Genomic DNA, 24,317 nt, shown 5'->3' with positions numbered 1-24,317 from the left:
ATCCCCTTCGTGTACCGGCGGATGCGCCGCTGACAGCGATGTGACCAGGAACATCAGGCAACTAATGAATTTAGCTGGCGAAATCCGTTGACTTGCTCGCCGAGCGGCGTGCAATGTCTGGCCGGGTAACTTCGGTCCATCCACTGCAAAGGAGCAACGGACTGTGCGCATCTCCCGCAGAACCTTCACGGCGGCCGCTGTCGCCGCTCTCGTCCTGCCGCTGAGCGCCTGCGGATCGGGCGGCGACGGCGGCGGTTCGACCGATGCCTCGGGCAAGGTCGAGGGTGACATCACCTTCCAGACCTGGAACCTGCGCGCCAACTTCAAGTCGTACTTCGAGGGCGTGATCACGGACTTCGAGAAGAAGTACCCGGGCACCCACGTCAAGTGGATCGACCAGCCGGCCGAGGGCTACCCCGACAAGCTCAGCGCCGACGCGGCCGGCGGCACCCTGCCCGACGTCGTCAACGTCTCTCCCGACCTGCTCGCCCCGCTCGCCAAGGCGGGCCTCGCCCTCGACCTCGACAAGTCCGCCGGCCAGTACAAGAAGGAGTACCTGGACGGCGCCTGGGCCGGCAACCGGATACCGGGGCTGACCGGGACGTACGCCTTCCCCTGGTACCTGAACACCGGCCCGATGTTCTACAACAAGTCCCTCTTCGAGCAGGCGGGCCTTGACCCGGAGCAGCCCCCGAAGACCTATGACGAACTCTTCACCGACGCACTGAAGATGGCGGAGCAGAGCAAGGGCAAGGTGGCCACCCTCGCCAATGTGCCCACCATCGAGGACTTCGGCCGCTACGGCGCCCAGCTCATGAACGGCCAGGGCACCGGCTTCGCCTTCAACGACGCAAAGGGCGTGGAACTCCTCACGAAATACAAGGAGTTGTTCGACGCCAAGGCTCTCGACCCGCAGGCGCTGACCGCGACCCCGGAGTCCTCGGGGAAGAAGTTCCTCACCGAGGCCGTCGCCATGAACCCCGGCAGCGCACTCGACCTCGGCAACTTCAAGAAGAACGCGCCGAACCTGTACAAGAACATCGGCATCACCGACCAGATCACCAGCACCGGCCACGTCAACATGTACGTGATGGGCCTGATGGTCAACTCCCGCACCAAGCACACGCCCGCCGCCGTCGCCTTCGCGCACTACGTGACCGACGCGCAGAACCAGATGTCGTTCGCCAAGCAGGTCGCCATCTTCCCGAGCACCGCGGGCTCCCTGGACGACCCGTACTTCACCAAGGAGGACGGCAGCGACGACACCCGGGTCCGCGTCGCCGCCGCCAAGTCCCTGAAGAACGCCGTCAATTACACACCGGTCCTGTTCAGCGACCAGATGAAGACGGCACTCGGCAACGAGGTCGCCAAGGCGCTCCAGGGCAAGGAGAGCCCCAAGGCGGCTCTCGACAACGCCGTCAAGACCTGCGACCAGCTCCTCACGCAGCAGGGCTGAGCGGACATGGCGAATCTCACGGTACGGATCCGGGTACGGCGCCATCTGCCCACCAGCCCCTGGCTGTTCGCCGCCCCGGGGCTGCTGGTCGCCGGCGCCTTCGTGCTCTACCCGTTTCTCTCCACGCTGGTCAACGCCTTCACCGACCGCCGCACCCTGATCCCGGGCCGCTTCGTGGGCCTCGCCAATTTCCGCGAACTGCTCCACGACGACACGTTCTGGATCGCGCTGCGCAACAGCGCGCTGTACGTCGCCGTCGTCGTCCCGGCCCTGGTCGTCCTGCCGCTGTTGCTCGCGCTGCTGGTGCAGAAGAACATCCCCGGCATCGCCTTCTTCCGGTCCGCCTTCTACACCCCCGTCGTCGCCTCGATCGTCGTGGTCGGGCTCATCTGGGTGTGGATGCTGGACGACCGCGGCCTGATCAACTCCCTGCTGGAGACCGTCGGGCTCGGCAAGGTCGGCTTCCTCAGCGACCAGTGGCTGCTCCTGCTGAGCGCCATGGCCGTCACCGTCTGGAAGGGCCTCGGCTACTACATGATCATCTATCTGGCCGCGCTGGCGAACGTGCCCCGCGAACTGCACGAGGCCGCCGCCGTCGACGGCGCGGGCGCCGTGCGGCGCTTCCTCACGGTCACCGTGCCCGCCGTGCGTTCCACCATGGTCCTGGTCGCCGCCCTGTCCTCGGTCGCCGCGTTCAAGGTGTTCTCCGAGGTGTACCTGATGGCGGGCCCCAACGGCGGCCCGGCCGGCGAGGACACCACCCTCGTCATGCTCGTCCAGCGCACCGGCACCGGGCTGACCGGCCGGGTCGGCTACGCCTCCGCCCTGTCCGTCGTGGTCTTCGTGGTCACCGTCGCACTGATGCTGCTGGTCATGCGCGCCGACCGGAGGGAGGAGTCATGAGCGCCACCGAGAAGGCACCGGCCGGGCCACGGCCCGCCACCGCCCGGCCGCCCCGGATCACCGACGAGCACGGCCGCCGGATCCCCGGCTGGGAACTCGTCCTGCGCTACGCCCTGCTGCTGGTCGTCCTGGCCGTCACCGTCGGCCCGTTCGTGTGGCAGCTGTCCACCTCCCTCAAGGGCCCCACCGAGGACATCTTCAGCTCCCCGCCGAAGTTCCTGCCCAGCCACCCCACCCTGCACAACTACACCCGGGTCGCCGACACCATCCCCGTCTGGGACTACGCCCTCAACTCGCTGAAGGTCGCGGCCGCCAGTGTCGTCACCAACTGCGTGGGTTCGGCGCTCGCCGGATACGCCCTGGCCCGGCTGCGCTACCGGGGCCGCCGGGTGGCCGTCCTCGTCTTCGTCCTGGCGATGCTCGTGCCCGTGGAGGGCATCATCATCGCCCAGTTCACGACCATGCGGGACCTCGGCCTGAACAACACACTGATCGGCGTCCTGCTGCCCGGCTGCGTCAACGCCCTGAACGTCCTGCTGATGCGCAACGCCTTCCGCAACCTCCCCTACGAGATCGAGGAGGCGGCCTTCGTCGACGGCGCCAACGCCTGGCAGCGCTTCCTGCGCATCGCCCTGCCCGCCGTCAAGGGCACCCTCGCCGTCGTCGCGATCTTCGCCTTCATGAGCGCCTGGGACGACTTCCTGTGGCCGCTCATCGTGCTCAGCGACCCGTCCAAGTTCACCCTCACCGTCGGACTCAACTATCTGCACGGCACCTTCGCCAACGACGAACGCCTCGTCGCCGCCGGCACGGTCATCGCCGTCGCCCCGCTGATCGCCCTGTTCGCCTGCTTGCAGCGGTACTTCTTCCGTGGCGTCGGCGAGGGCGCGGTGAAGGGCTGAGACACCCGAACTCCCCACGTACGCACTAAAGAACCGGGAACTCCATGTCCTCTGCCGTGCGCTTCGGCGTCAACTACACGCCCAGCGAAGGGTGGTTCCACCACTGGCTCGACTTCGACCCGGACTCCGTACGCGCCGACCTCGACTCGATCGCCGCGCTGGGCCTGGACCACATCCGGGTCTTCCCGCTGTGGCCCGTGTTCCAGCCCAACCGCACCCTGGTCAGGCCGCGCGCCGTCGAGCACCTGGTGGCGCTCGCCGACGCCGCCGCCGAACGCGGGCTCGACGTCAACGTCGACGGGCTCCAGGGCCATCTGTCGAGCTTCGACTTCCTGCCCGCCTGGACCCGGACCTGGCACCGGCGCAACATCTTCACCGACCCGGACGTGGTCGAGGGCGAGGCACACTATCTGCGCACCCTGGCCGCCGCCCTCGCCGACCGGCCGAACTTCATCGGCATGACCGTCGGCAACGAGGTCAACCAGTTCGCCGCCGGGCCGCACCCCGACCCCGACCGCATCACCCCCGACCAGGCCGAGCGCTGGCTGACCCGGCTGCTCGCGGCCTGTGCCGAGGGCGCCCCGGACAAGCTGCACCTGCACGCCTCGTACGACGCCGCCTGGTACCAGGACGACCAGCCGTTCACCCCCGCGCACTCGGCCCGCGTCGGCGACCTGACCGCCGTGCACTCCTGGGTGTTCAACGGCACCGCCCAGCGTCACGGACGGGTCTCCGTGCCGACCGAGCACCACGCCGCCTACCTGGTCGAGCTGAGCAAGGCATGGGCCGACGACCCGCACCGCCCCGTCTGGCTCCAGGAGGTCGGCGCCCCCGCCCCGCTGATCCCGGCCGAGCACGCCGCCGCCTTCACCGAAGCCACGGTCGCGAACGCGCTCGACTGCCCCGGCCTGTGGGGTATCACCTGGTGGTGCTCGCACGACGTCTCCCGTGACCTCGCCGACTTCCCCGAACTCGAATACGGGCTCGGCCTGCTCACCAACGACCGGCGGCCCAAGGACCTCGCCCGCGTCCTCGCGGCGGCGGCCCGGCAGCCGCGGCCGGCACCCGCCACCCGCGCCACCGCCCTCGTCGTCCCCGCCGATCCGGCCCGGCGTTCCCACTGCGCCCCCGGCGGGCCCGTCTTCGACGCCTTCTTCCGGCTGGTCGCCGACGGTGCCCGGCCCACCACCGTGCTCGACGAGCGCGCGGACGACCGCGACCATCTGGCCGCGCGCGGCATCACCGAAGTCGTCACTCCCGATCAGGTACTCCGCACCCCACCAGGAGGCACCCGCTCGTGAACCCCACCGGACGCACCGGCCCGCCCGCCGACCGCGGCGGCCCCGGCGCCCGCCCTGCCCGTGGCGGCGGCGGCCCCACGCATCGCCGCCGCCACCGCGCCGTACGCCGCACACCGGTACCCGGACCCGCTGCCCGCCGGCAGCCCCGGCACCGGCATCACCCGGCACAGCCTGAAGATCTGGTGGTCGGCGGTGGCCGTTGCCCGACGGCACCCGGCGCTTTCCCGGCGGCACCTGCCGGCGGGCATACTTCGTGACCGGCCTCCAGCCCGGCCAGGGCGAGCGGGAGGCACGATTCGAAGTGCGCGCCGTGGGGGAGCCGTACTCCTCGTCGGCCCCCGCGACCGCCACCCACACCTGGTAACCACCAGCTGACGTACGACCTACGGAGCATCCCGTATGCATGACGACCGCAGCCTCGTCGAGGGCCGTCTCAAGCGCGTCCTCGACGAGCGCATCCGTCCCGCCGTCCACCCCGAGTCCGTGCCGCTCCAGGTCGCGGTCTGGCATGCCCCCGGCGAACCCGTGCCGGTCGAGGAGGGGCTTGCCGCCGAGCCCGAGCCGATCGAGGTGGGCGCGCGGTGGGGTGCTCCGTGGGGCACCAGCTGGTTCCGGGTGACCGGGACCGTGCCCGAGACCTGGGCCGGGCGCACCGTCGAGGCACTGCTCGACCTCGGCTTCGACGAGAACATGCCCGGCTTCCAGTGCGAGGGCCTGGTCTACCGGCCGGACGGCACCCCGGTGAAGGGCCTCAACCCGCGCAACCAGTGGGTCCGCGTCGGGGCGCCCGCCGCGGGCGGCGAGGAGGTGCGGCTGCACATCGAGGCCGCCTCCAACCCCGTCATCCTCGACTACCACCCCTTCCTGCCCACACAGCTCGGCGACAAGGAGACCGCGGGCACCGAGCCGCAGTACACGCTGACCCGCATGGACCTCGCCGTCTTCGACGAGACGGTGTGGCACCTGGTCATGGACCTGGAAGTGCTCGGCGAGCTGATGGCCGAACTGCCCGTGGAGTCGGCCCGCCGCTGGGAGATCCTGCGGGCGGTGGAGCGCGCCCTCGACGCGGTCGACCTTCAGGACGTGGGCGGCACGGCGGCCCGCGCCAGGGAACAGCTCGCCGGGGTGCTCGCCGCCCCTGCCGTGCCCTCCGCGCACCGCATCAGTGCCGTCGGTCACGCGCACATCGACTCCGCGTGGCTGTGGCCGTTGCGTGAGACGGTCCGCAAGGTGGCCCGGACCACGTCGAACATGACGGCCCTGCTGGAGGACGAGCCGGACTTCGTCTTCGCCATGTCCCAGGCCCAGCAGTGGGCGTGGATCAAGGAGCACCGGCCCGAGGTGTGGGCGCGGGTGAAGAAGGCGGTCGCGGAGGGCCGGTTCGTGCCGGCCGGCGGCATGTGGGTGGAGTCCGACACCAACATGCCCGGCTCGGAGGCGATGGCCCGGCAGTTCGTGCACGGCAAGCGGTTCTTCCTGGACGAGTTCGGCATCGAGAACGACGAAGCCTGGCTGCCCGACACCTTCGGCTTCGCCGCCGGCCTGCCGCAGATCATCCGGGCCGCGGGCTCGACTCGGCTGCTCACCCAGAAGATCTCCTGGTCGCAGACGAACAGGTTCCCGCACCACACCTTCCAGTGGGAGGGCATCGACGGCACCCGGATCTTCACCCACTTCCCGCCGGTCGACACCTACAACTGCTCCATGAAGGGCAGCGAGATCGCCCACGCGGCCCGCAACTTCAAGGACAAGGGCGTCGCCCGGCACTCCCTCGCCCCCACCGGCTGGGGCGACGGCGGCGGCGGCGCCACCCGCGAGATGGTCGCCAAGGCCGCCCGGCTGCGCGACCTCGAAGGCTCCGCGCAGGTCGTGTGGGAGACACCGCAGGCGTTCTTCGACAAGGCCGAGGCCGAGTACCCCGAGCCGCCGGTCTGGGTCGGCGAGCTGTACCTGGAGCTGCACCGGGCCACCCTCACCAGCCAGGCGAAGACCAAACAGGGCAACCGGCGCAGCGAGCACCTGCTGCGCGAGGCCGAGCTGTGGGCGGCCACGGCCGCCGTCCGCACCGGGTTCCGCTACCCGTACGAGGAACTGGACCGGATCTGGAAGACGGTGCTGCTGCACCAGTTCCACGACATCCTGCCCGGCTCCTCCATCGCCTGGGTGCACCGCGAGGCCCGGGCGACCTACGAGCGGCTGGCCGGGGAACTGACCGGCATCATCGACGCCGCCCAACGCGCGCTGGCCGGCGAGGGCACGGTCCCGCTGGTGTTCAACGCGGCCCCGCACGCCCGCGCCGGGATCCCCGCGGGCGGCGCCGGTGCCCCGCGGGCGGCGGGCGGCACCCGGCTCACGCCCCGGCCGGACGGCGGACACGTCCTCGACAACGGCCTGCTGCGCGTGGAGATCGACGAGCGGGGCCTGGTGGTGTCCGTGTACGACATCGAGGCCGACCGCGAGAGCGTCGCACCCGGGTGCGCCGCTAACCTGCTCCAGCTGCACCCGGACTTCCCGAACATGTGGGACGCCTGGGACGTGGACGAGTTCTACCGCAACACGGTCGTCGACCTGACCGACGCGGACGCGGTCACGGCGGGCGAGGACGGCGGCTCGGTGCGGATCGAGCGGTCCTTCGGTGACTCGCGTGCCGTCCAGGTGCTGTCCCTGCCGCCGGGGGAGCGGCGCCTGGTCGTGGACACCGAGGTCGACTGGCACGAGACGGAGAAGTTCCTCAAGCTGGCCTTCCCGCTCGACGTGCACGCCGAACGGTACGCGTCGGAGACCCAGTACGGGCACTTCCACCGGCCCACCCACACCAACACCTCGTGGGAGGCGGCCAAGTTCGAGGCGTGCAACCACCGCTTCGTGCAGCTGGCCGAGCCGGGCTGGGGCGTCGCCGTCGTCAACGACTCGACGTATGGCCACGACGTGACCCGTACGGTCCGTACCGACGGCGACCGCGGCACCACCACCACGGTCCGGGTCTCCCTGCTGCGTGCCCCGCGCTTCCCCGACCCGGAGACCGACCAGGGCGTCCACCGCTTCCGGCACGCGCTGGTGCCGGGCGCGGACATCGGCGACGCGGTCCGCGAGGGCTGGCGGATCAATGTGCCGGAGCGCCGCGTCGAGGGCGCGGGGGAGGTCGCGCCGCTGGTGACGGTGGACGACGACGCGGTCGTCGTCACCGCGCTCAAGCTGGCCGACGACGGCAGCGGGGACGTGGTGGTCCGCTTCCACGAGGCCCACGGGGGCCGGGCCGCCGCCACCCTGACGGCCGGTTTCGAGATCGCTGACGTCGAGGTCACCGACCTGCTGGAGCGCCCGCTGTCCGAGGCGACCGCCCCCGTCCGGGACGGCGCGCGCATCACCGTACGGCTGCGCCCGTTCGAACTGATGACGCTCCGCCTGCGACGAGCCTGAACACCGGGGCCGTGGGCCACACCACCCACCCCACGGCCCCGAACACCCTCTCCGCCAGAGACGCTCCCTGTCAGGGGCGCGGGGAACTGCGCGCTCAGCCACGACGCGCCCGCGGCCGACGGAGGACCGTCAGCGTTTTAGGGGCGCGGGGAACTGCGCGCCCAGCCACGACGCGGCCGAGCCCGACGACCGACCGCCAGGGGCGCGCCCTTTTAGGGGCGCGGGGAACTGCGCGCCAAGCCACGACGCCGCCGCGCCCGACGGAGGACCGTCACCTCCCACCCGGAGGAACTGCCACGCCTCACCCGGAGGGGCTGTCACGCCTCACCCAGCGGAGCGCGAAGCTGGGCCCGCAGCCACTCCTCCACCTCGCCGACGTGCGCCGCCGCCGCGGCCCGGGCCGCCTCCGGGTCGTGGGCCGCCAGCGCCCGGTGGATGGCGGCGTGCTCACGGCGGGTACGCGCGAACGCGCCCTCCTCCTGGTACCCACGCCAGACCCGGGCCCGGAACGTCCGGGAGGACAGGCCGTCCAGGATCGCGGCCATGGTCTCGTTGCCCGCCGCACTCACGATCTCCCGGTGGAAGGCCAGGTCGTGGGCGAGGATCTCCTCGGGGTCGTCGGTCGCGTTCATCGCCGCCAGGTGTTTCTCCACCTCGGCGAGCCGGTCCGGGGTGATGCGCGCGGCGGCCATCGCGGTCGCCGTGGACTCCAGGATCCGGCGCACCTCCAGCAGCTCCACCAGGCGCGGGCCGCGTGACAGGTCGGCGACCACCCCGAAGGTCTCCAGCAGGTCGCCGGCCTCCAGCGCGGTGACGTAGATGCCCGAGCCGTGCCGGGCCTCCAGGACGCCGAGCACCGTCAGCGCCCGGATCGCCTCCCGCATCGAGCTGCGGGAGATGCCCAGCTGGGCGGCGAGATCGCGCTCCGTGGGCAGCCGCTCGCCCGGTTCCAGCCGGCCCTCGGCGATCATCGCCTTGATCCGCTCGATGGCGCGCTCGGTCACGGTGCCCTTCTGCGGGGCTGTCTCGTCCACGCCACTCCTCCTGTCACCGGTGCGCCGCAGTCTAATCACTGATGTGGTCGGACCACTATGGCCGTTTTACGGGAAAGACAGCACCGCAGGGGTGTTGTGGAAGCCGAGTGGTCTGATAAGTATGCGGGCATCGGCCAGACGACGTCGACTAGGAGCCAGCAGATGCCCGGCGGAACACTGAGGTCACCGAGGAAGCGGAACCGGACCCGGATCATCGGCGCGACGGCCCTGGCCGTCGGTGCCTCGCTCGCGCTCGCCGCGTGCGGCAGCACCAAGGACGACGGCGCCTCCGGCGCCGCAGGCGGCGGCACCGGCAAGGTGGGCGTGATCCTGCCGCTGCTGACCTCGCCGTTCTGGCAGTCGTACAACGACTACGTGCCGAAGACGGCGAAGTCCGAGGGCGTCGACGTACTGAAGACGGTCAACTCCAACAGCGACCCCTCGCAGCAGATCACCGACATCAACAACGAGCTGAACCAGGGCGTCAAGGGCCTGGTCGTCGCGCCGCTCGACAGCGCCGCCATCGAGGCGGGGCTCGACCAGGCCGAACGCAAGGGCGTGCCGGTCGTCGCGGTGGACGTCGCCCCGGACAAGGGCAAGGTCGCCATGGTCGTCCGCGCCAACAACGTGGCCTACGGCGAGAAGGCGTGCGACTACCTGGGGCAGCACGTCAAGAGCGGCAAGGTCGTCCAGATCATGGGCGACCTCGCCTCGGTCAACGGCCGTGAACGGTCCGAGGCGTTCCGGTCCTGTGTGAGCAAGAAGTACCCGGACCTGAAGGTCCTGGAGATCCCCGCCAAGTGGGAGTCCGACACCGCGGCCTCCAAACTGGACACACTGCTGAACGCCAACCCCGACATCAAGGGCATCTACATGCAGGCAGGCGGCGTCTACCTGGCGCCCACCCTGCAGACCCTCAAGTCCAAGGGCATGCTGAAGACGGCGGGGCAGCAGGGCCACATCGCCATCGTCTCCAACGACGGCATCCCGCAGGAGTTCGACGCCATCCGCAAGGGCGAGATCGACGCCACCGTCTCACAGCCCGCGGACGCCTACGCCAAGTACGGCCTGTACTACATCAAGGCCGCGATGGAGGGGAAGACGTTCGAGCCCGGGCCGACCGACCACGACTCCACCATCGTCAAGCTGCCCAGCGGCATCCTGGAAGATCAGTTGCCCGCCCCGCTGGTCACCAAGGACAACGTCGACGACCCCAAGCTGTGGGGCAACTCGGTCAAATGAGCACCCCACTCGCCACCCCTCTCGTGGAAGCCCAGGGCATCGTCAAGCGCTACGGGCCCACCGTGGCCCTCGCCGACGGCCGGCTCACCGTGCTGCCCGGCGAGTCGCACGCCCTCGTCGGCCGCAACGGCGCGGGCAAGTCCACCCTGGTCAACGTTCTCACCGGCCTTCAGGCCCCCGACGAGGGCACCGTCCGCTTCGACGGCGAGCCCGCACCCCCGCTCGCCGACCGGGACGCCTGGCGGCGCCGCGTCGCCTGCGTGTACCAGAAGCCCACGGTCGTCCCGGAGCTGACGGTCGCCGAGAACCTCTTCATCAACCGGCAGCCGGTCAGCCGGGGGTTCATCAGCTGGCGCCGGCTGCGCGCCGAGGCCGCCACCCTCCTGGACACCTGGGACGTGCAGGTCGACCCCGAGGCGCGCACCGCCGACCTCAAGGTCGAGGACCGCCAGATGGTGGAGATCGCCCGGGCACTCAGCTTCGGCGCCCGGTTCATCGTCCTCGACGAGCCGACCGCGCAGCTCGACAACCGGGAGATCGAGCGGCTGTTCGCCCGGATGCGCACGCTCCAGGAGTCCGGCGTCACCTTCCTGTTCATCTCGCACCACCTCCAGGAGGTGTACGAGGTCTGCCAGACCGTCACGGTGCTGCGCGACGCCCGCTGGATCGTCACGGCCCCGGTGGCCGAACTGCCGCGCGCGGCCCTCGTGGAGGCCATGGCCGGGGAGTCGGTCGCGGCCCAGGAGAACACCCGCGACACGGTGGCCGCGGACGCACCCGTCGTGCTCGACGTGCGCGGCCTCACCTCCGCCGCGTACGACGGCATCGACCTCACGGTCCGCCGCGGCGAGGTCCTCGGGATCGCCGGCAGCAGCGCCAGCGGCAAGATCGAACTGGCCGAGTCCCTCGCCGGACTGCACACCCCGACCGGTGGCTCGGCCCGGATCGACGGGCGCGACCTCCCGTTCGGCGACGTACGCGCCGCGCTGCGCGCCGGGGTCGGCTGCGTGCCCCGGGACCGGCACGAGCAGGGCCTGGTCCCCGGCATGACCATCGGCGACAACACCACCATGAGCGTCCTGGACCGGCTCGGCCGCCTCGGCTTCGTCGGCACCGACCGCAAGCGGGGTTTCGCCGGCGAGCTGATCGAACGCCTCGACATCCACGCCGAGGGCCCCGAACAGCCCGTCTCCGACCTGTCCGGCGGCAATGCGCAGAAGGTCGTCATGGCCCGCGCCCTCGCCTCCGAGCCCCGCCTGCTCGTCCTCATCAATCCGACCGCGGGCGTCGACGTGAAGTCCAAGGAGTCCCTGCTGACCCGCATGGACAGCGCCCGCGACGACGGCACCGCCGTGCTCGTCGTCTCCGACGAACTGGACGACCTGCGCCGCTGCGACCGGGTCCTCGTCCTCTTCCACGGCCGCATCGTCGCCGAACACCCGGCCGGCTGGCGCGACCACGAGCTGATCGCCTCCATCGAAGGAGTGGACCATGGCTGACACCAAGGCCGTGCCGGTGGCGCCGGCGCGCGCCGCCGACCCGCGCGCGGCCCGGACGGTGCTGCTCCGCCGGGCCCGCGAACTCGCCCTCGTCCCGGCCCTGCTGCTGCTCCTGGTGCTCGGCGCGGTGGTCAACGACTCGTTTCTCACCGAACGCAACCTGATCTCCATCCTCGGCGCCTCGGCCGCGCTCGCGATGGTCGTCCTCGCCGAGTCGCTGGTGCTCATCACCGGCAAGTTCGATCTGTCCCTGGAGTCGGTCGTCGGCATCGCGCCCGCGGTCGGCGCGCTCCTCGTGCTGCCCGCCGCCCAGTCCGGCTGGGGAACGGAGTTCCCGGCCCCGCTCGCCCTGCTGGCGGTCCTGGTGGCCGGCGCACTGGTCGGCGCCTTCAACGGCGTCCTGGTCGTGAAGTTCCGGCTCAACGCGTTCATCGTGACGCTGGCCATGCTGATCGTGCTGCGCGGCCTGCTGGTCGGCGCGACCAAGGGCAAGACCCTCTTCGGCATGCCGGACAGCTTCTACTCGCTCGCGACCACCACCTTCCTCTCCGTCCCCCTGTCCGTGTGGCTGGCCGCCGTCGCCTTCGCGGTGGCCGGACTGGTGCTGAGGTACCACCGTGTCGGCCGCGCCCTGTACGCCATCGGCGGCAACGTGGAGGCGGCCCGCGCGGCGGGCATCCGCGTCGAACGGGTGATGCTCGGCGTGTTCGTCGTCGCGGGGGTCCTCGCCTCGGTCGGCGGCATCATGCAGACCGGGTACGTCGGCGCGATCAGCGCCAACCAGGGCAACAACATGATCTTCACGGTGTTCGCGGCCGCGGTCATCGGCGGCATCAGCCTGGACGGCGGCAAGGGCACCATGTTCGGCGCGCTGACCGGTGTCCTGCTGCTCGGCGTCGTCCAGAACCTGCTCACCCTCGCCCAGGTGCCCTCGTTCTGGATCCAGGCCATCTACGGCGGAATCATCCTGCTCGCCCTCATGATCGCCCGCGTGACCACGGGCCGGGCCCAGGACTGACCCCCACCTTCCACCGACCGAAAGGCATTCTGTGTCCCCGACCCCGGCCCGCGTCATCGCGGTCGACACCCACGACATCCGCTTCCCGACCTCGCGCGAGCTGGACGGGTCCGACGCGATGAACCCGGACCCCGACTACTCCGCGGCGTACGTCGTGCTGCGCACCGACGCCGCCGACGGACACGAGGGGCACGCGTTCACCTTCACCATCGGGCGGGGCAACGATGTCCAGGTCGCCGCGATCGAGGCGCTGCGGAACCACGTGGTCGGCCGCTCCGTCGAGGAAATGTGCGACGACCCGGGATCCCTCTTCGCGGACCTGATCGGGGACAGCCAACTGCGCTGGCTCGGACCCGAGAAGGGCGTGATGCACATGGCGATCGGGGCCGTGGTCAACGCCGTGTGGGACCTCGCCGCCAAGCGGGCCGCGAAGCCGCTGTGGCAACTGCTCGCGGACGCCGACCCCGAGTGGATCGTGCGGCAGATCGACTTCCGCTACCTCACGGACGCGCTCACCGCCGACGAGGCGCTGGCCCTGCTGCGCCGCGGCCGGGCCGGGGCCGAACAGCGCCGGGCCCGCCTCCTGGAGCGCGGCTACCCGGGCTACACCACGTCCGCGGGCTGGCTCGGTTACGACGACGAGAAACTCACCCGGCTCGCCTCCCAGGCCGTCGCCGACGGCTTCCGGCAGATCAAACTGAAGGTCGGCGCCGACCTCGACGACGACGTGCGCCGCTGCCGCGCAGCCCGCGCCGCCGTCGGACCCGGCATCCGGCTGGCCGTCGACGCCAACCAGCGCTGGAACGTCGACGAGGCGATCCGGTGGACCCGGGCGCTCGCCGAGTTCGACCCGTACTGGATCGAGGAGCCCACCAGCCCCGACGACGTCCTCGGCCACGCCGCGATCCGCCGGGCGGTGGCCCCGGTCAAGGTCGCCACCGGCGAGCACGTGCACAACCGCATCGTCTTCAAGCAACTGCTCCAGGCCGACGCCATCGACATCGTGCAGATCGACGCGGCCCGGGTCGGCGGCGTCAACGAGAACCTGGCGATCCTGCTGCTCGCGGCCAAGTTCGGCGTCCCGGTCTGCCCGCACGCGGGCGGGGTGGGCCTGTGCGAACTCGTCCAGCACCTGTCGATGTTCGACTACCTGGCGGTCTCCGGCACCACCGACGACCGGGTCATCGAATACGTCGACCACCTGCACGAGCACTTCCTCGACCCGGTGGTCGTCCACGACGGCCACTACGCGGCCCCCACCGCGCCCGGCTTCTCCGCCGCCATGCGGCCCGAGTCCATCGCGCGCTACACCTACCCCGGCGGCACCTACTGGGCCGCCGACCCCGAGACCCGGAAGGGACACGCGGCATGAACGACTTCGAGGGACTGACGGCCCTGGTGACCGGCGGCGCGTCCGGGATCGGCCGGGCCACCGCCGAGCTCCTGGCCGCACGCGGCGCCCGGGTCGCCGTCCTCGATCTGGACCCGTCCGCGGTCGACAAGCCGCTGCTCGGACTGCGCGCCGACGTCAGCGACGACGCCTCCGTACGCGCCGCGGTGGACGCGGCGGCGGCGGAACTCGGCACCGACGGCGTCCTGGACGTGCTGGTCAACAACGCGGGCATTGGCGCCCAGGGCACCGTCGAGGACAACACCGACGACGAATGGCACCGCGTCTTCGACGTCAACGTCGTCGGCATGGTCCGCGCCGCCCGCGCCGCCCTGCCCCACCTGCGCCGCTCCCGGCACGCCGCCATCGTCAACACCTGCTCGATCGCCGCCACCGCCGGCCTGCCCAGGCGGGCCCTGTACGGCGCCACCAAGGGCGCCGTCCTCTCCCTGACCCTCGCCATGGCCGCCGACCACCTCCCCGAGGGCATCCGCGTCAACTGCGTCAACCCCGGTACCGCCGACACCCCGTGGATCGGCCGGCTGCTGGACTCCGCCGCCGACCCGGCGGCCGAACGCGCCGCCCTGGAAGCCCGCCAGCCCACCGGCCGGCTCGTCTCCGCGGCCGAAGTCGCGGGCGCCATCGCCTACTTGGCGAGCCCCCTGTCCGGTGCCACCACCGGCACCTCCCTCGCCGTCGACGGCGGCATGCAGGGGCTGCGGCTGCGCCCGGAGGCCCGGTGAACACCCTCGGCCGCAGCGGCGTCCCGGTCAGCGCCCTGGCCCTCGGTACCGCGAGCATTGGCAACCTGTACACCGAGGTCGGCGACGAGCAGGCGCACGAGGCGGTGGCCGCGGCCTGGGAGCGGGGCGTCCGCTACTTCGACACGGCCCCGCACTACGGCCTCGGCCTGGCCGAACGCCGCCTCGGCGCGGCCCTGCGGGAGCTGCCCCGCGACCAGTACACCGTCTCCACGAAGGTGGGCCGGCGCCTGGAACCGTCGACGGCGGGCGGCGACGACCTCGCCAACGGCTTCGCGGTGCCCGCCACCCACCGCCGCGTCTGGGACTTCAGCGCCGACGGCGTCCGCCGCAGTCTGGAGTCCAGCCTGCAACGGCTCGGCCTCGACCGGGTCGACGTGGTCTACCTGCACGACCCGGACCACCACGCCGAGCAGGCGTTCCGCGAGGGCTACCCCGCCCTGGAGGAACTGCGCGCGCAGGGCGTGGTGGGCGCGATCGGCGCCGGCATGAACCAGGCGGAGATGCTCACCCGTTTCGTCCGCGACACGGACGTGGACGTGGTGCTGTGCGCGGGCCGCTACACCCTGCTCGACCAGCGGGCCCGGACCGAACTGCTGCCGGCCGCCGCCTGTCGGGGCGTGTCCGTCGTCATCGGCGGCGCGTTCAACTCCGGTCTGCTGGCCGACCCGAAGCCCTCGGCGACCTACGACTACGCCCGGGTGCCCGCCGAACTGCTCGACCGGGCGCTGCGCATGAACGCGGTCGCAGACCGGCACGGCATCACCCTCAGGGGCGCCGCCCTCGCCTTCTGCGCCGCGCACCCGGCGGTCGCCGCCGTCCTGGTCGGCGCCCGCTCGGCGGCCGAGGTCCGGGACACCGCCGAGCAGTTCGGCACCCCGGTGCCGGACGCGTTCTGGCACGAACTGCGCGACACCGGCCTGCTGACCGGGGAGCCGTCGTGACCCACCGCACCGGCACGAGAACCGAGAAGGAGCCGTCTTGAGAGCCGTCCCGCACACCGAGGTCCACCCGGACCGGACCACCGCGCCCGAGGCCGCGCACGTCGGGGAGCTGCCATGACGGTGGACGCCCACCACCACGTGTGGGACCTCGCGGTGCGCGACCAGGAATGGATCACCGGGCCGGAACTCCAGCCGATCCGGCGCACCTTCACGGTCCAGGACCTGGAACCGGAGGCACACGCGGCCGAAGTGGACCGCACCGTCCTGGTCCAGACCGTCACCGCGGCCGAGGAGACACCGGAGTTCCTGGCCCTCGCCGACCGGCACGAGCTGATCGCGGCGGTCGTCGGCTGGACCGACCTCACCCGGCCCGACGTCGCCGACGAACTCGCCCGGCTGCGCGCACTCCCCGGCGGCCGGTACCTGAAGGGCATCCGCCACCAGGTCCAGGGCGAACCCGACCCCGAGTGGCTGCTGCGCCCGGACGTCCACCGGGGCCTCGCGGCGGTGGCCGACGCGGGCCTGGTCTACGACCTCGTCGTCCTGCCCCACCAGCTGCCGGCGGCGGCCCGGGCCGCGGCGGCGCTGCCCCGGCTGACCTTCGTCCTGGACCACCTGGGCAAGCCGCCCGTCGCCTCGGGCGGGGCCGGGTCCTGGACGGCGGACCTCCGGGCGCTCGCCGCGCTCCCCAACACGGTCGCCAAGCTCTCCGGACTGGTCACCGAGGCCGACCCGGCGTCCTGGACGACCGATGACCTGCGCCCGTACACCGACACGGCGCTGGCCGCCTTCGGGCCCGACCGGCTGATGTTCGGCTCCGACTGGCCGGTGTGCACCCTGGCGGCGTCGTACGGCCGGGTGCTCGCCACGGCCCGGGACCTGACCGCACAGCTCGCTCCGGCCGAGCGCGCCGCGGTCTTCGAGGGCACCGCCGCCCGGGTCTACGGCATCTGAGCGGTCGCCGCCAGCCGGGTCGGCGGCAGGAACTCGCGGACGTACGTGCGCTCCCAGCAGGCGCCCGTCGCCCGCAGTTCCTGCCAGGTCGTGTAGCGGTAGCGGAAGAGGCGGGCGCGGATGTAGCGCGGCGGCCGGTCCGCCGGGAACGGTGAACGGCGCAGCAGCCGCAGTGTGTCGCGGTCGTTCTCCAGCAGCCGCTCCACCAGGCCGGCGAACCACTCCCCGGCGTAGGCGGGCGACAGCGCGGCGAACCACATCAGCCAGTCCAGCCGCAGATGGTAAGGGGCGAACTGGCGCGGCCAGCGCCGTGGATCACTCGGTTTGCCCTTGAACTCGTACTCCCGCCACCCCTCGTCCGCGCGCGGTACGGCGTCCAGCGTGCCCTCGACCACCACCTCGTAGCGGATCCGGCTCACGCTGCCGAAAGCGCCGTAGGTGTTCACCAGGTGCAGCGGGTCGAAGGAACGGTTCATCACCTGGCGCCGGGAGACCATGTTGACCACCGGGCGGTGGCTGAGGAACACGACGAGCGCGGCGGCGGCGAGCACCACACCCACGTACCAGAGCGGGGCCGCGGGCAGCCGCGGGGGTGTGCCCGGGTACCGGATCGCGGAGAGCGCCAGCACGATGGTGATCCAGTTCAGCCAGGAGAAGTTGCCGGACAGCACCAGCCACAGCTGCGTGACGATCATCAGCGCCGCCGCGGCCGTCGCCACCGGCTGCGGGGTGAACAGCAGGACGGGCACCACGAGTTGGGTGACGTGGTTCGCCGCCGCCTCCACCCGGTGCAACGGCCTCGGCAGCCGGTGGAAGAACCAGCTCAGCGGGCCCGGCATAGGCTGGGTCTCGTGGTGGTAGTAGAGGCAGGTCAGCTTCCGCCAGCACGGATCGCCGCGCATCTTGATCAGACCCGCGCCGAACTCCAGCCGGAACAGGATCCAGCGCAGCAGGAACAGCACCACCACCGGAGGAGCGACCTCGTCGTTGCCGAGGAACACGGCGAGGAAACCGACCTCCAGCAGCAGCGACTCCCAGCCGAACGCGTACCAGGTCTGGCCGACGTTCACGATCGACAGGTACAGCGCCCAGGGGACCAGCCACAACAGCATCGCGCCCGCCAGCGGGAGCCGGGAGTCCAGGCCCGCGAGGAGCGCCGCCGACACGGCGCAGCCCGTCCAGCAGCAAGCGGCGAAGAAGCGGTCCGAGTAGTGCAGGTGGAAAAGGCTCGGCGCGCGCCGGAACGGCACCCGCGCCACGAACCGGGGGACCGGCAGCATCCCGCGCTCGCCCATCAGGGCGCGGAACTGGAGGACGGCCGTCAGGAACGCGACCAGGTACACGGCGGCCAGAGCCCGCTGGAACACCAGTCGGCTCAGCCAGTACTCGGGTGCGGTGAACCAGTCCACGGCCGTGCGCTCCTTCTTCCAGTGTCACCCGCGGGCGCGTACCCCACTCTCCGTGCCGCACTCTCCGTACCGCACCGCTCCGCTTGCGTGACCCGGCGGAGCGACACAGACAATGGTCACGAAATGCCCCGACAGTGCCCGAACGAGGTCGGAGAAACGCGGTGCGGATACCCACCGGAACCATCGTCACGGTCAGTGTGCTCGCGGTGCGCTCGGTTGCGCCGCTCCTCGCCCACCCCGGCGGCGGTGCCGGCCGGGTCACCCGGTCGGGCGGCCCGGCCCGCCCGGAGCCGTCGGATGCCCCGGGACCCGGTCCCTCCGCGGACTCCACGGCCACCGTGGCCACCGCGGCGCCGCCGTCCCCGCTCACCCGGACGGCCCAGCCGGTCCGCGCGGACGGCGCTCCGGCCGCGCGCCCGATTCCCCCGGCGGCCCGCCGGGTGCCTCCGGCCGCCCGCCCGGCCACCGCGGATGCCCGTCCGGTTCCGTCCGCGTCCCGTCCGCTCCCGGCCCCCGCGGCGGAGCCGGGAGCCGCCCCGGGCCGCCCCGGCGGCCCGGGAACCGGCCCGGACACGCCCGCCCGGCCCGCAGGCGCCGGCCCGGTGCCGGACGCCGGCACCGTCGGCGGCGGCATCCTCGACGGCCCCGCCGGCGCCCTCGGCCGCTGAGCGTCGCCGTGGCCGCACCGGCACCACTCGAAGAATCGGACGAATCCTGGCAAGGTGGCCCCATGGCTGATCGGGGAGCGAGCGCCCTGTCAGTCCCGGACGACTGGCCGGCTCACCCGGATCCGTTCCTGGCGCTCAACCGCATGGGCACCTTCGACTGGGACCTGGGTACCGGTCTGTACCACATGGATGCCCAGGCATACGAGGTGTTCGACCTGTTCCCCGAGGAATTCGACGGGCGCCTGGAGTCGCTCGGCCTCCGGATCCCCCAGACCGAGGCGAGCCGGATCGACGCCGTGATCTCGCGGGCCATCAAGGACGGCAGCGAGAACTACGGAGCGTACTTCCGCATCCGCCGCCGGGACGGACGGTACCGCTGGACGCACACCCAGGGCTACATCCGGCGCGACCACACCGGCAGGCCGCGCCGCGTCATCGGCATCGTCCGCGACGCCACCCAGGAGCTGGAGGACAGCGAGGGACGCCGTCTGCGGGTCGCCCAGGAGGCCGCCTTCCGCAGGCAGAGCAACGTCGTGCAGGTCATCACCGCCGCCCTCTCGCACGCCCACAGCGTCCAGGACGTCATCGACGCCCTCAAGGACTCCGACGGCGTACGCCACCTGGGCGCGGCCAGCCTGGTGATGGGCCTGGTGGAGGCGGGCCGCATCCGGCTGGTCGCCGAGGGACCCGAGGGCAGCTTCGTGCCCGGCACCCTGCTCACCGGGATCGACGAGCAGTACCCGATGAGCGAGGCGGTGCGCATGCTCAGCCCGCGCTTCATCGAATCGCCGGAGGACTTCGCCGCGAACTATCCGATCCTGTGGCCGCACATCATCGGCCTCTCCATCACCTCCGCCGCCTATCTGCCGCTCATCGCCCAGGGCCGCCCGATCGGCGCCATGGGACTGCTCTACAGCGACCGCCGCGGCTTCTCCACCGAGGAGCGGTCCGTGCTGATCGCGCTCGGCAGCAGCATCGCGCAGAGCCTGCAACGGGCCATGCTCTACGAGCAGGAGAGGGACCTCGCCCAGGGCCTCCAGCAGGCGATGCTGCCGCGTACCATCCCCAGCGTGCGCGGCGCCGACGTCGCCGTCCGCTACCGCGCCGGCTCCGCCGCGGGCTCCCTCGGCCGGGACATCGGCGGTGACTGGTACGACCTGATCCCGCTGCCCGGCGGCCGGGTCGGCGCGGTCATCGGCGACGTCCAGGGGCACGACACGCACGCGGCGGCCGTCATGGGCCAGTTGCGCATCGTGCTGCGCGCCTACGCCGCCGAGGGACACACCCCGGCGGCGGTGATGGCCCGGGCCTCCGTCTTCCTGCACGAGCTGGACACCGACCGGTTCGCCACCTGCCTGTACGCGGAGGCCGACCTGGCCACCGGGGTGGTCCAGGTGGTCCGGGCCGGGCACATCGACCCGCTGATCCGGCACACCGACGGGAGCTGCCGCCGGGTGGCGGTCGACGGCGGGCTGCCGCTCGGTCTGTCCGCCGAGTTCGGGCAGCTCGAATACCCGGTCGCCACCCTCGAGCTGGACCCCGGACAGACCCTCCTGCTGTGCACCGACGGCCTGGTGGAACAGCCCGGCGCCGACCTCGACGACGGCGTGCGGGCCCTCACCGCGCTCATCGCCACCGGCCCGGAGGACGTACGTGCGCTGGCCGACCGGCTCATCGACGTCGCCGAGGAGCGCGGCGGTGACGACGACGTGGCCCTGCTTCTGCTGCGCCGCCGGAGCCGGGACGCCGCCCGGGGCGGCGGCCGGCTCCAGCAGCACGTGGCCCCCGGTGACCCGGACGCCCTGGCGATGGCCCGGCACATGATCCGGGCCGCGGTCCGCGCCTGGGGTGCCCGCGAGCACACCGACGAGATCGAACTGGCCGCGGACGAGCTGATGACCAACGCCCTCATGCACACCGAGGGCTCCGCTACCGTCACCCTCAGGGTGCTCGTCGGCCGCGAGCGCAGAGTGCGCGTCGAGGTCGAGGACTCCTCCAGCGCCCTGCCGCGGCGCCGGGAGGCGGGGGAGTCCGAGGTCTCCGGGCGCGGCCTGCTGCTGGTGGACCGGCTCGCCGACGTCTGGGGCGTGGAGGCGCGGGGCGGCGGCAAGTGCGTGTGGTGCGAGTTCCTGGTGGGGCGGCGCGGCTGACCGCCCGGGCCCCGGGTGGCACTCTGGACGTATGCCGGAACTCCCCGAGGTGGAAGCGCTCAAGGATTTCCTGACCGAGCACCTGGTCGGCCACGAGGTCGTCCGGGTGCTGCCGGTCGCGATCAGCGTCCTGAAGACCTACGACCCGCCGGTCGGCGCCTTCGAGGGCAGCAAGGTCACGGCCGTGCACCGGCACGGCAAGTTCCTCGACATCGAGGGGGACACGGGCCTGCGCTTCGTGACGCACCTGGCCCGCGCGGGCTGGTTGCAGTGGAAGGACCGGCTGCCGGACGGCCCGCCGCGCCCCGGCAAGGGCCCGCTCGCGCTGCGCGTCGCCCTGGAGAACGGCGCGGGCTTCGACCTGACCGAGGCGGGCACCCAGAAACGGCTCGCGGTGTACGTCGTGCGGGATCCGCAGCAGGTGCCCGGTGTGGCCCGGCTCGGTCCCGACCCGCTCGCCGGCGACTTCGACGAGGCCCGCCTCGCGGCCCTGCTGGCCCAGGAGCGGCGGCAGCTCAAGGGCGCGCTGCGGGACCAGAGCCTGATCGCCGGCGTGGGCAACGCCTACAGCGACGAGATCCTGCACGCCGCGAAGATGTCCCCGTTCAAGCTCGCCGCGTCCCTGACGCCCGAGGAGAACCGGCGGCTGTACGAGGCGCTGCGCACCACCCTGACGGAGGCGGTCGCCCGCTCCCGGGGCCTGGCCGCCGGGCGGCTCAAGGCGGAGAAGAGGAGCGGGCTGCGGGTGCACGGCCGTACCGGCGAGCCCTGTCCGGTCTGCGGCGACACCATCCGCGAGGTGTCCTTCAGCGACTCGTCCCTGCAGTACTGCCCCACCTGCCAGACGGGCGGCAAGCCGCTGGCGGACCGCCGGATGTCCCGGCTGCTGAAATAGCCCCCGCACGGGCAGGACAGCGCCTCCAGGAGGGTGCGGGGAGCCGTGTGTCCGGCCGTCACGGAGCCGCGTGGGGACCACCGCGCCCGCGGTCCGGCCGGCCGAGCGCTCAGCGGCCCGGCAGCGTGGCCAGCCGTGCCCCGCCGGCCGTCCGTACCTCGTAGTGGTCGATCTCCTCGGGGTGCAGCGCGGAGGCGGCGCGCAGGGTGTTCGTCCGGGCGTCGTGGCCCGGCACGGTCCAGCCGGCCAGGATCTGCTCGGTGCCGTCCTGGCCGACGGCGACCAGCCGGCAGGAACGCGGACCGGCCCGGTCCCGCACCTTCAGTTCGACCCCGCTGCCGTAGCCCTCGTCCTCGCTGGTCACCTGCGCCCACACGCCCGACTCCGGGTCGGTCGTCGCCGTGACCCGTACGGACGGGGCGCCGTGCGCCGCGTGGACGGCGATCCCGGGACCGGCGCCGGCGAACACCACCGCGGCGGCCAGGCCGTACAGGAAGCGCCGGCGCCGCGCCCGGTGCCGTGCCGCCACCTCGCCGAGCAGCCGGTCCAGCAGCCGGGGTCCCGGCTGGGCGAGTGCGTGCACCCGGTGCGGCGTGGCCCGACGGTAGAGCATCAACTGCCATGTGGTGGGGCCGAATCCGGTCAGGTGCGCCGCGCAGTGGGGGCACTCCATGAGGTGGTCCTCGAAGCGGAAGGCTTCCGCCTCGTCCAGCACGCCGAGCGCGTAAGCGCCGACGTCGCGATGCCTCTCCAGGGACCTCATGCCGAATCCTCGTGCCGTTGGGTGCGGGTGGGACCACGTGGTGCACCCACCGGTACGCACCGGGCAGCCGAATCATTCAAGCCGAAAGGTCTCGAAGCAGCCCCCGAAGCGGTCCGGAGCATGGCCGTAGGAGGCGGACACGTCGGCGGGGGGAAGCCTCGGCAGCAGAAGCCGGAGCCGGCCTCAGCAGGGGGCCACAGGGGCCGGAGGGAGTCTCAGAAGAGGTGGATGGCGAGATGTCCCAGGGGCAGCCCGAGCCGCCAGGCGGGGGTCCACACCTTCGGGCCGTCCTCCTCGCCGACCACCGGCCCGCCGCCCGGCACCGCGTCCAGGTCGGGGGCGAGCAACTCCGTCTCCTGGAGCCAGCGCCATGCCTCCGCGGCGAGGTCCAGGTCCGGTGAGGAGGCGCCCGAGGCGATCGCCGCGGCCGCGAGCTGGGCCATGCGCTCGCGCACCCAGTCCTGCCACGGCTGGTCGTACGCCGTCAGCGAGAGCCAGGTCTCCAGCTGGGAGACGACCCGGATGCCGGAGAGTTCGCCGTCGGTGTCGGAGAGGAACACGGTGAGTGCCAGCGCGTCCCGGCCGGCCCGGAACTCGAAGGACGTAGGTGGCATCAGATCGCCGGTGCGCAGCAGTTCGTCGGCGATGTACTCGGCGTAGAACCAGGCCATGGGGACGGCCGGCGCGCCGCCGGTGCCGTCCGTGCTCTGTCGACCTCTGTCCAGCATCCCGTCCTGCCTTCCTCCGTCACGTGCGCGTCGCCCGGACCCCGCCCCGGTCCGGAACACGGATGAGGACAGCTGATTGCCCGGGCGGGGTCGTCGGCAAGGCGCTTTGCCGAGGTTTGACCGAGGCTTCGGTTTCACCGCAGTTCGGGCGCGTATCCCGGCAGAACCCGGCGCAGGGCGCGCAGCGCGTAGTACGCGCGGGACTTCACCGTACCGGGTGGGATTCCGAGCGTTTCGGCGGCTTCCGCAACACTCGCCCCCTGGAAGTACACGAGCACCAGGACTTCACGGTGTTCCGGAGTGAGAGTCTTCACAGCCTCGCGGACGTCGAGCGTCGCGGCCGAGCGCTCGGCGTGGTCGGCGCAGATCCGGGCGCTCTCCAGGACGGCGTCGCCGACCTCCGGCGGCCGTGCCTGCCGGGCTCGCCGGGCGTCGATCGCCAGTCGCCGGCCCACGGTCAGCAGCCACGGCCGCACCGAGTCGAAGGCGTCGGCGCGCAGGGCCTCGGGGTGCTGCCAGGCGCGTACGTAGGTCTCCTGCACGAGATCTTCGGCGCGTTGCCGGTCCCCGTCGCACAGCCGCAGCAGCAGGGCGAAAAGCGGTCGGCCGTGCTCGCGTTGCAGCGTGGCCAGCTCGTGGTCGGCGGTCGTCGTCCCGTGGTCAAGGGTGGTTCCGGCCGTCATGGGCGTATCGCACCGCAGGGTCCGCCGCCGGGACAGGGGGCGCACAGGGCTCTGCGACGGACGGTCGATCGCGTCGGCGAACGGTACGACGAACGGTCCGTCAGTTCCCGCCGTGGACACCGGACGGGCTAAAGAGAGCTGCTGAGTCGTTTGGGGCGCCTGTTGGATTCGTACCCTTTTGTCGGTAAATACTAAAT

General features: G+C 72.0%; 20 protein-coding genes. 15 read left to right on the top strand and 5 right to left on the bottom strand.

The annotated features are described in order from the left end of the window. Nucleotides 1-163: 163 nt before the first annotated feature. The 5 genes from ACFY2B_RS14470 (at nucleotide 164) to ACFY2B_RS14450 (ending at nucleotide 7,982) form a co-directional block, all read left to right on the top strand. Nucleotides 164-1,456, top strand: a complete 1,293-nt coding sequence (locus ACFY2B_RS14470; protein WP_390763447.1) for an ABC transporter substrate-binding protein — start codon at nucleotides 164-166, stop codon at nucleotides 1,454-1,456. A 6-nt stretch (nucleotides 1,457-1,462) separates the two neighbouring features. Further along, nucleotides 1,463-2,359 (top strand): carbohydrate ABC transporter permease, encoded by an 897-nt coding sequence (locus ACFY2B_RS14465; protein ID WP_390763446.1) that lies wholly within the window; start codon nucleotides 1,463-1,465, stop codon nucleotides 2,357-2,359. Continuing rightward, nucleotides 2,356-3,261: a carbohydrate ABC transporter permease gene (locus ACFY2B_RS14460; RefSeq protein ID WP_390763445.1), complete on the top strand. Its 906-nt coding sequence runs from the start codon at nucleotides 2,356-2,358 to the stop codon at nucleotides 3,259-3,261. Before ACFY2B_RS14465 ends, ACFY2B_RS14460 begins: the two co-directional genes overlap by 4 nt. A 44-nt stretch (nucleotides 3,262-3,305) precedes the next feature. Next, nucleotides 3,306-4,562: a glycosyl hydrolase gene (locus tag ACFY2B_RS14455; protein ID WP_390763444.1), complete on the top strand. Its 1,257-nt coding sequence runs from the start codon at nucleotides 3,306-3,308 to the stop codon at nucleotides 4,560-4,562. Nucleotides 4,563-4,961: 399 nt separating this feature from the next. Continuing rightward, nucleotides 4,962-7,982: an alpha-mannosidase gene (locus ACFY2B_RS14450; protein ID WP_390763443.1), complete on the top strand. Its 3,021-nt coding sequence runs from the start codon at nucleotides 4,962-4,964 to the stop codon at nucleotides 7,980-7,982. Nucleotides 7,983-8,299: 317 nt separating this feature from the next. Here ACFY2B_RS14450 and ACFY2B_RS14445 read toward each other — a convergent pair whose 3' ends face one another. Further along, a complete protein-coding gene (locus ACFY2B_RS14445) occupies nucleotides 8,300-9,016 on the bottom strand; it encodes a FadR/GntR family transcriptional regulator (protein WP_390763442.1) in 717 nt (238 codons plus the stop codon). A gap of 162 nt (nucleotides 9,017-9,178) precedes the next feature. Between ACFY2B_RS14445 and ACFY2B_RS14440 the strand changes: the two genes are divergently transcribed. From ACFY2B_RS14440 to ACFY2B_RS14410, 7 genes are all read left to right on the top strand, one after another. Continuing rightward, nucleotides 9,179-10,258, top strand: coding sequence for a sugar ABC transporter substrate-binding protein (locus ACFY2B_RS14440; protein ID WP_390763441.1), 1,080 nt, complete (start codon nucleotides 9,179-9,181; stop codon nucleotides 10,256-10,258). Beyond that, nucleotides 10,255-11,757, top strand: a complete 1,503-nt coding sequence (locus tag ACFY2B_RS14435; RefSeq protein ID WP_390763440.1) for a sugar ABC transporter ATP-binding protein — start codon at nucleotides 10,255-10,257, stop codon at nucleotides 11,755-11,757. The genes ACFY2B_RS14440 and ACFY2B_RS14435 overlap by 4 nt, the downstream gene beginning before the upstream one ends. After that, the gene (locus ACFY2B_RS14430) at nucleotides 11,750-12,775 is read left to right on the top strand and encodes an ABC transporter permease (RefSeq protein WP_390763439.1); all 1,026 of its coding nucleotides are present in this window, start codon (nucleotides 11,750-11,752) and stop codon (nucleotides 12,773-12,775) included. Before ACFY2B_RS14435 ends, ACFY2B_RS14430 begins: the two co-directional genes overlap by 8 nt. Before the next feature lie 31 nt (nucleotides 12,776-12,806). Next, nucleotides 12,807-14,147 (top strand): enolase C-terminal domain-like protein, encoded by a 1,341-nt coding sequence (locus ACFY2B_RS14425; protein WP_390763438.1) that lies wholly within the window; start codon nucleotides 12,807-12,809, stop codon nucleotides 14,145-14,147. Next, the gene (locus tag ACFY2B_RS14420; protein WP_390763437.1) at nucleotides 14,144-14,908 is read left to right on the top strand and encodes an SDR family NAD(P)-dependent oxidoreductase; all 765 of its coding nucleotides are present in this window, start codon (nucleotides 14,144-14,146) and stop codon (nucleotides 14,906-14,908) included. The genes ACFY2B_RS14425 and ACFY2B_RS14420 overlap by 4 nt, the downstream gene beginning before the upstream one ends. Further along, nucleotides 14,905-15,870, top strand: coding sequence for an aldo/keto reductase (locus ACFY2B_RS14415; RefSeq protein ID WP_390763436.1), 966 nt, complete (start codon nucleotides 14,905-14,907; stop codon nucleotides 15,868-15,870). Before ACFY2B_RS14420 ends, ACFY2B_RS14415 begins: the two co-directional genes overlap by 4 nt. A gap of 114 nt (nucleotides 15,871-15,984) precedes the next feature. Further along, the gene (locus tag ACFY2B_RS14410; RefSeq protein WP_390763435.1) at nucleotides 15,985-16,824 is read left to right on the top strand and encodes an amidohydrolase family protein; all 840 of its coding nucleotides are present in this window, start codon (nucleotides 15,985-15,987) and stop codon (nucleotides 16,822-16,824) included. Here ACFY2B_RS14410 and ACFY2B_RS14405 read toward each other — a convergent pair. Further along, a complete protein-coding gene (locus ACFY2B_RS14405; RefSeq protein ID WP_390763434.1) occupies nucleotides 16,812-18,233 on the bottom strand; it encodes a lipase maturation factor family protein in 1,422 nt (473 codons plus the stop codon). The two genes, ACFY2B_RS14410 and ACFY2B_RS14405, sit on opposite strands and share 13 nt — an antisense overlap. A 161-nt stretch (nucleotides 18,234-18,394) precedes the next feature. On the opposite strand from ACFY2B_RS14405, the gene ACFY2B_RS14400 reads away from it, so the two are divergent. The 3 genes from ACFY2B_RS14400 (at nucleotide 18,395) to ACFY2B_RS14390 (ending at nucleotide 21,946) form a co-directional block, all read left to right on the top strand. Then, entirely contained in the window at nucleotides 18,395-18,901 is a 507-nt protein-coding gene (locus tag ACFY2B_RS14400) for a hypothetical protein (protein WP_390763433.1), read from the top strand. A 62-nt stretch (nucleotides 18,902-18,963) separates the two neighbouring features. Beyond that, nucleotides 18,964-21,051 carry a SpoIIE family protein phosphatase gene (locus ACFY2B_RS14395; RefSeq protein ID WP_390763432.1) on the top strand — a complete coding sequence of 696 codons (2,088 nt, stop codon included), beginning with the start codon at nucleotides 18,964-18,966 and terminating at the stop codon, nucleotides 21,049-21,051. A 31-nt stretch (nucleotides 21,052-21,082) separates the two neighbouring features. Further along, nucleotides 21,083-21,946, top strand: coding sequence for an Fpg/Nei family DNA glycosylase (locus tag ACFY2B_RS14390; RefSeq protein ID WP_390763431.1), 864 nt, complete (start codon nucleotides 21,083-21,085; stop codon nucleotides 21,944-21,946). A 109-nt stretch (nucleotides 21,947-22,055) separates the two neighbouring features. On the opposite strand, the gene ACFY2B_RS14385 is transcribed toward ACFY2B_RS14390, so the two are convergent. The 3 genes from ACFY2B_RS14385 to ACFY2B_RS14375 all read right to left on the bottom strand — a co-directional run bounded on the left by ACFY2B_RS14385 (nucleotide 22,056) and on the right by ACFY2B_RS14375 (nucleotide 24,120). Further along, the gene (locus tag ACFY2B_RS14385) at nucleotides 22,056-22,709 is read right to left on the bottom strand and encodes a zf-HC2 domain-containing protein (RefSeq protein WP_390763430.1); all 654 of its coding nucleotides are present in this window, start codon (nucleotides 22,707-22,709) and stop codon (nucleotides 22,056-22,058) included. A 215-nt stretch (nucleotides 22,710-22,924) separates the two neighbouring features. After that, nucleotides 22,925-23,437, bottom strand: coding sequence for a hypothetical protein (locus ACFY2B_RS14380; protein ID WP_390763429.1), 513 nt, complete (start codon nucleotides 23,435-23,437; stop codon nucleotides 22,925-22,927). Between the two features lie 134 nt (nucleotides 23,438-23,571). Continuing rightward, entirely contained in the window at nucleotides 23,572-24,120 is a 549-nt protein-coding gene (locus ACFY2B_RS14375) for a sigma-70 family RNA polymerase sigma factor (protein ID WP_390763428.1), read from the bottom strand. Nucleotides 24,121-24,317: the final 197 nt, after the last annotated feature.

The sequence above is a fragment of the Streptomyces sp. NPDC001270 genome, from assembly GCF_042896695.1.
GTDB lineage: Bacteria > Actinomycetota > Actinomycetes > Streptomycetales > Streptomycetaceae > Streptomyces.
The sequence above is the reverse complement of the archived record's forward strand: the minus strand, read 5'-3'. Positions and strand labels throughout refer to the sequence as shown.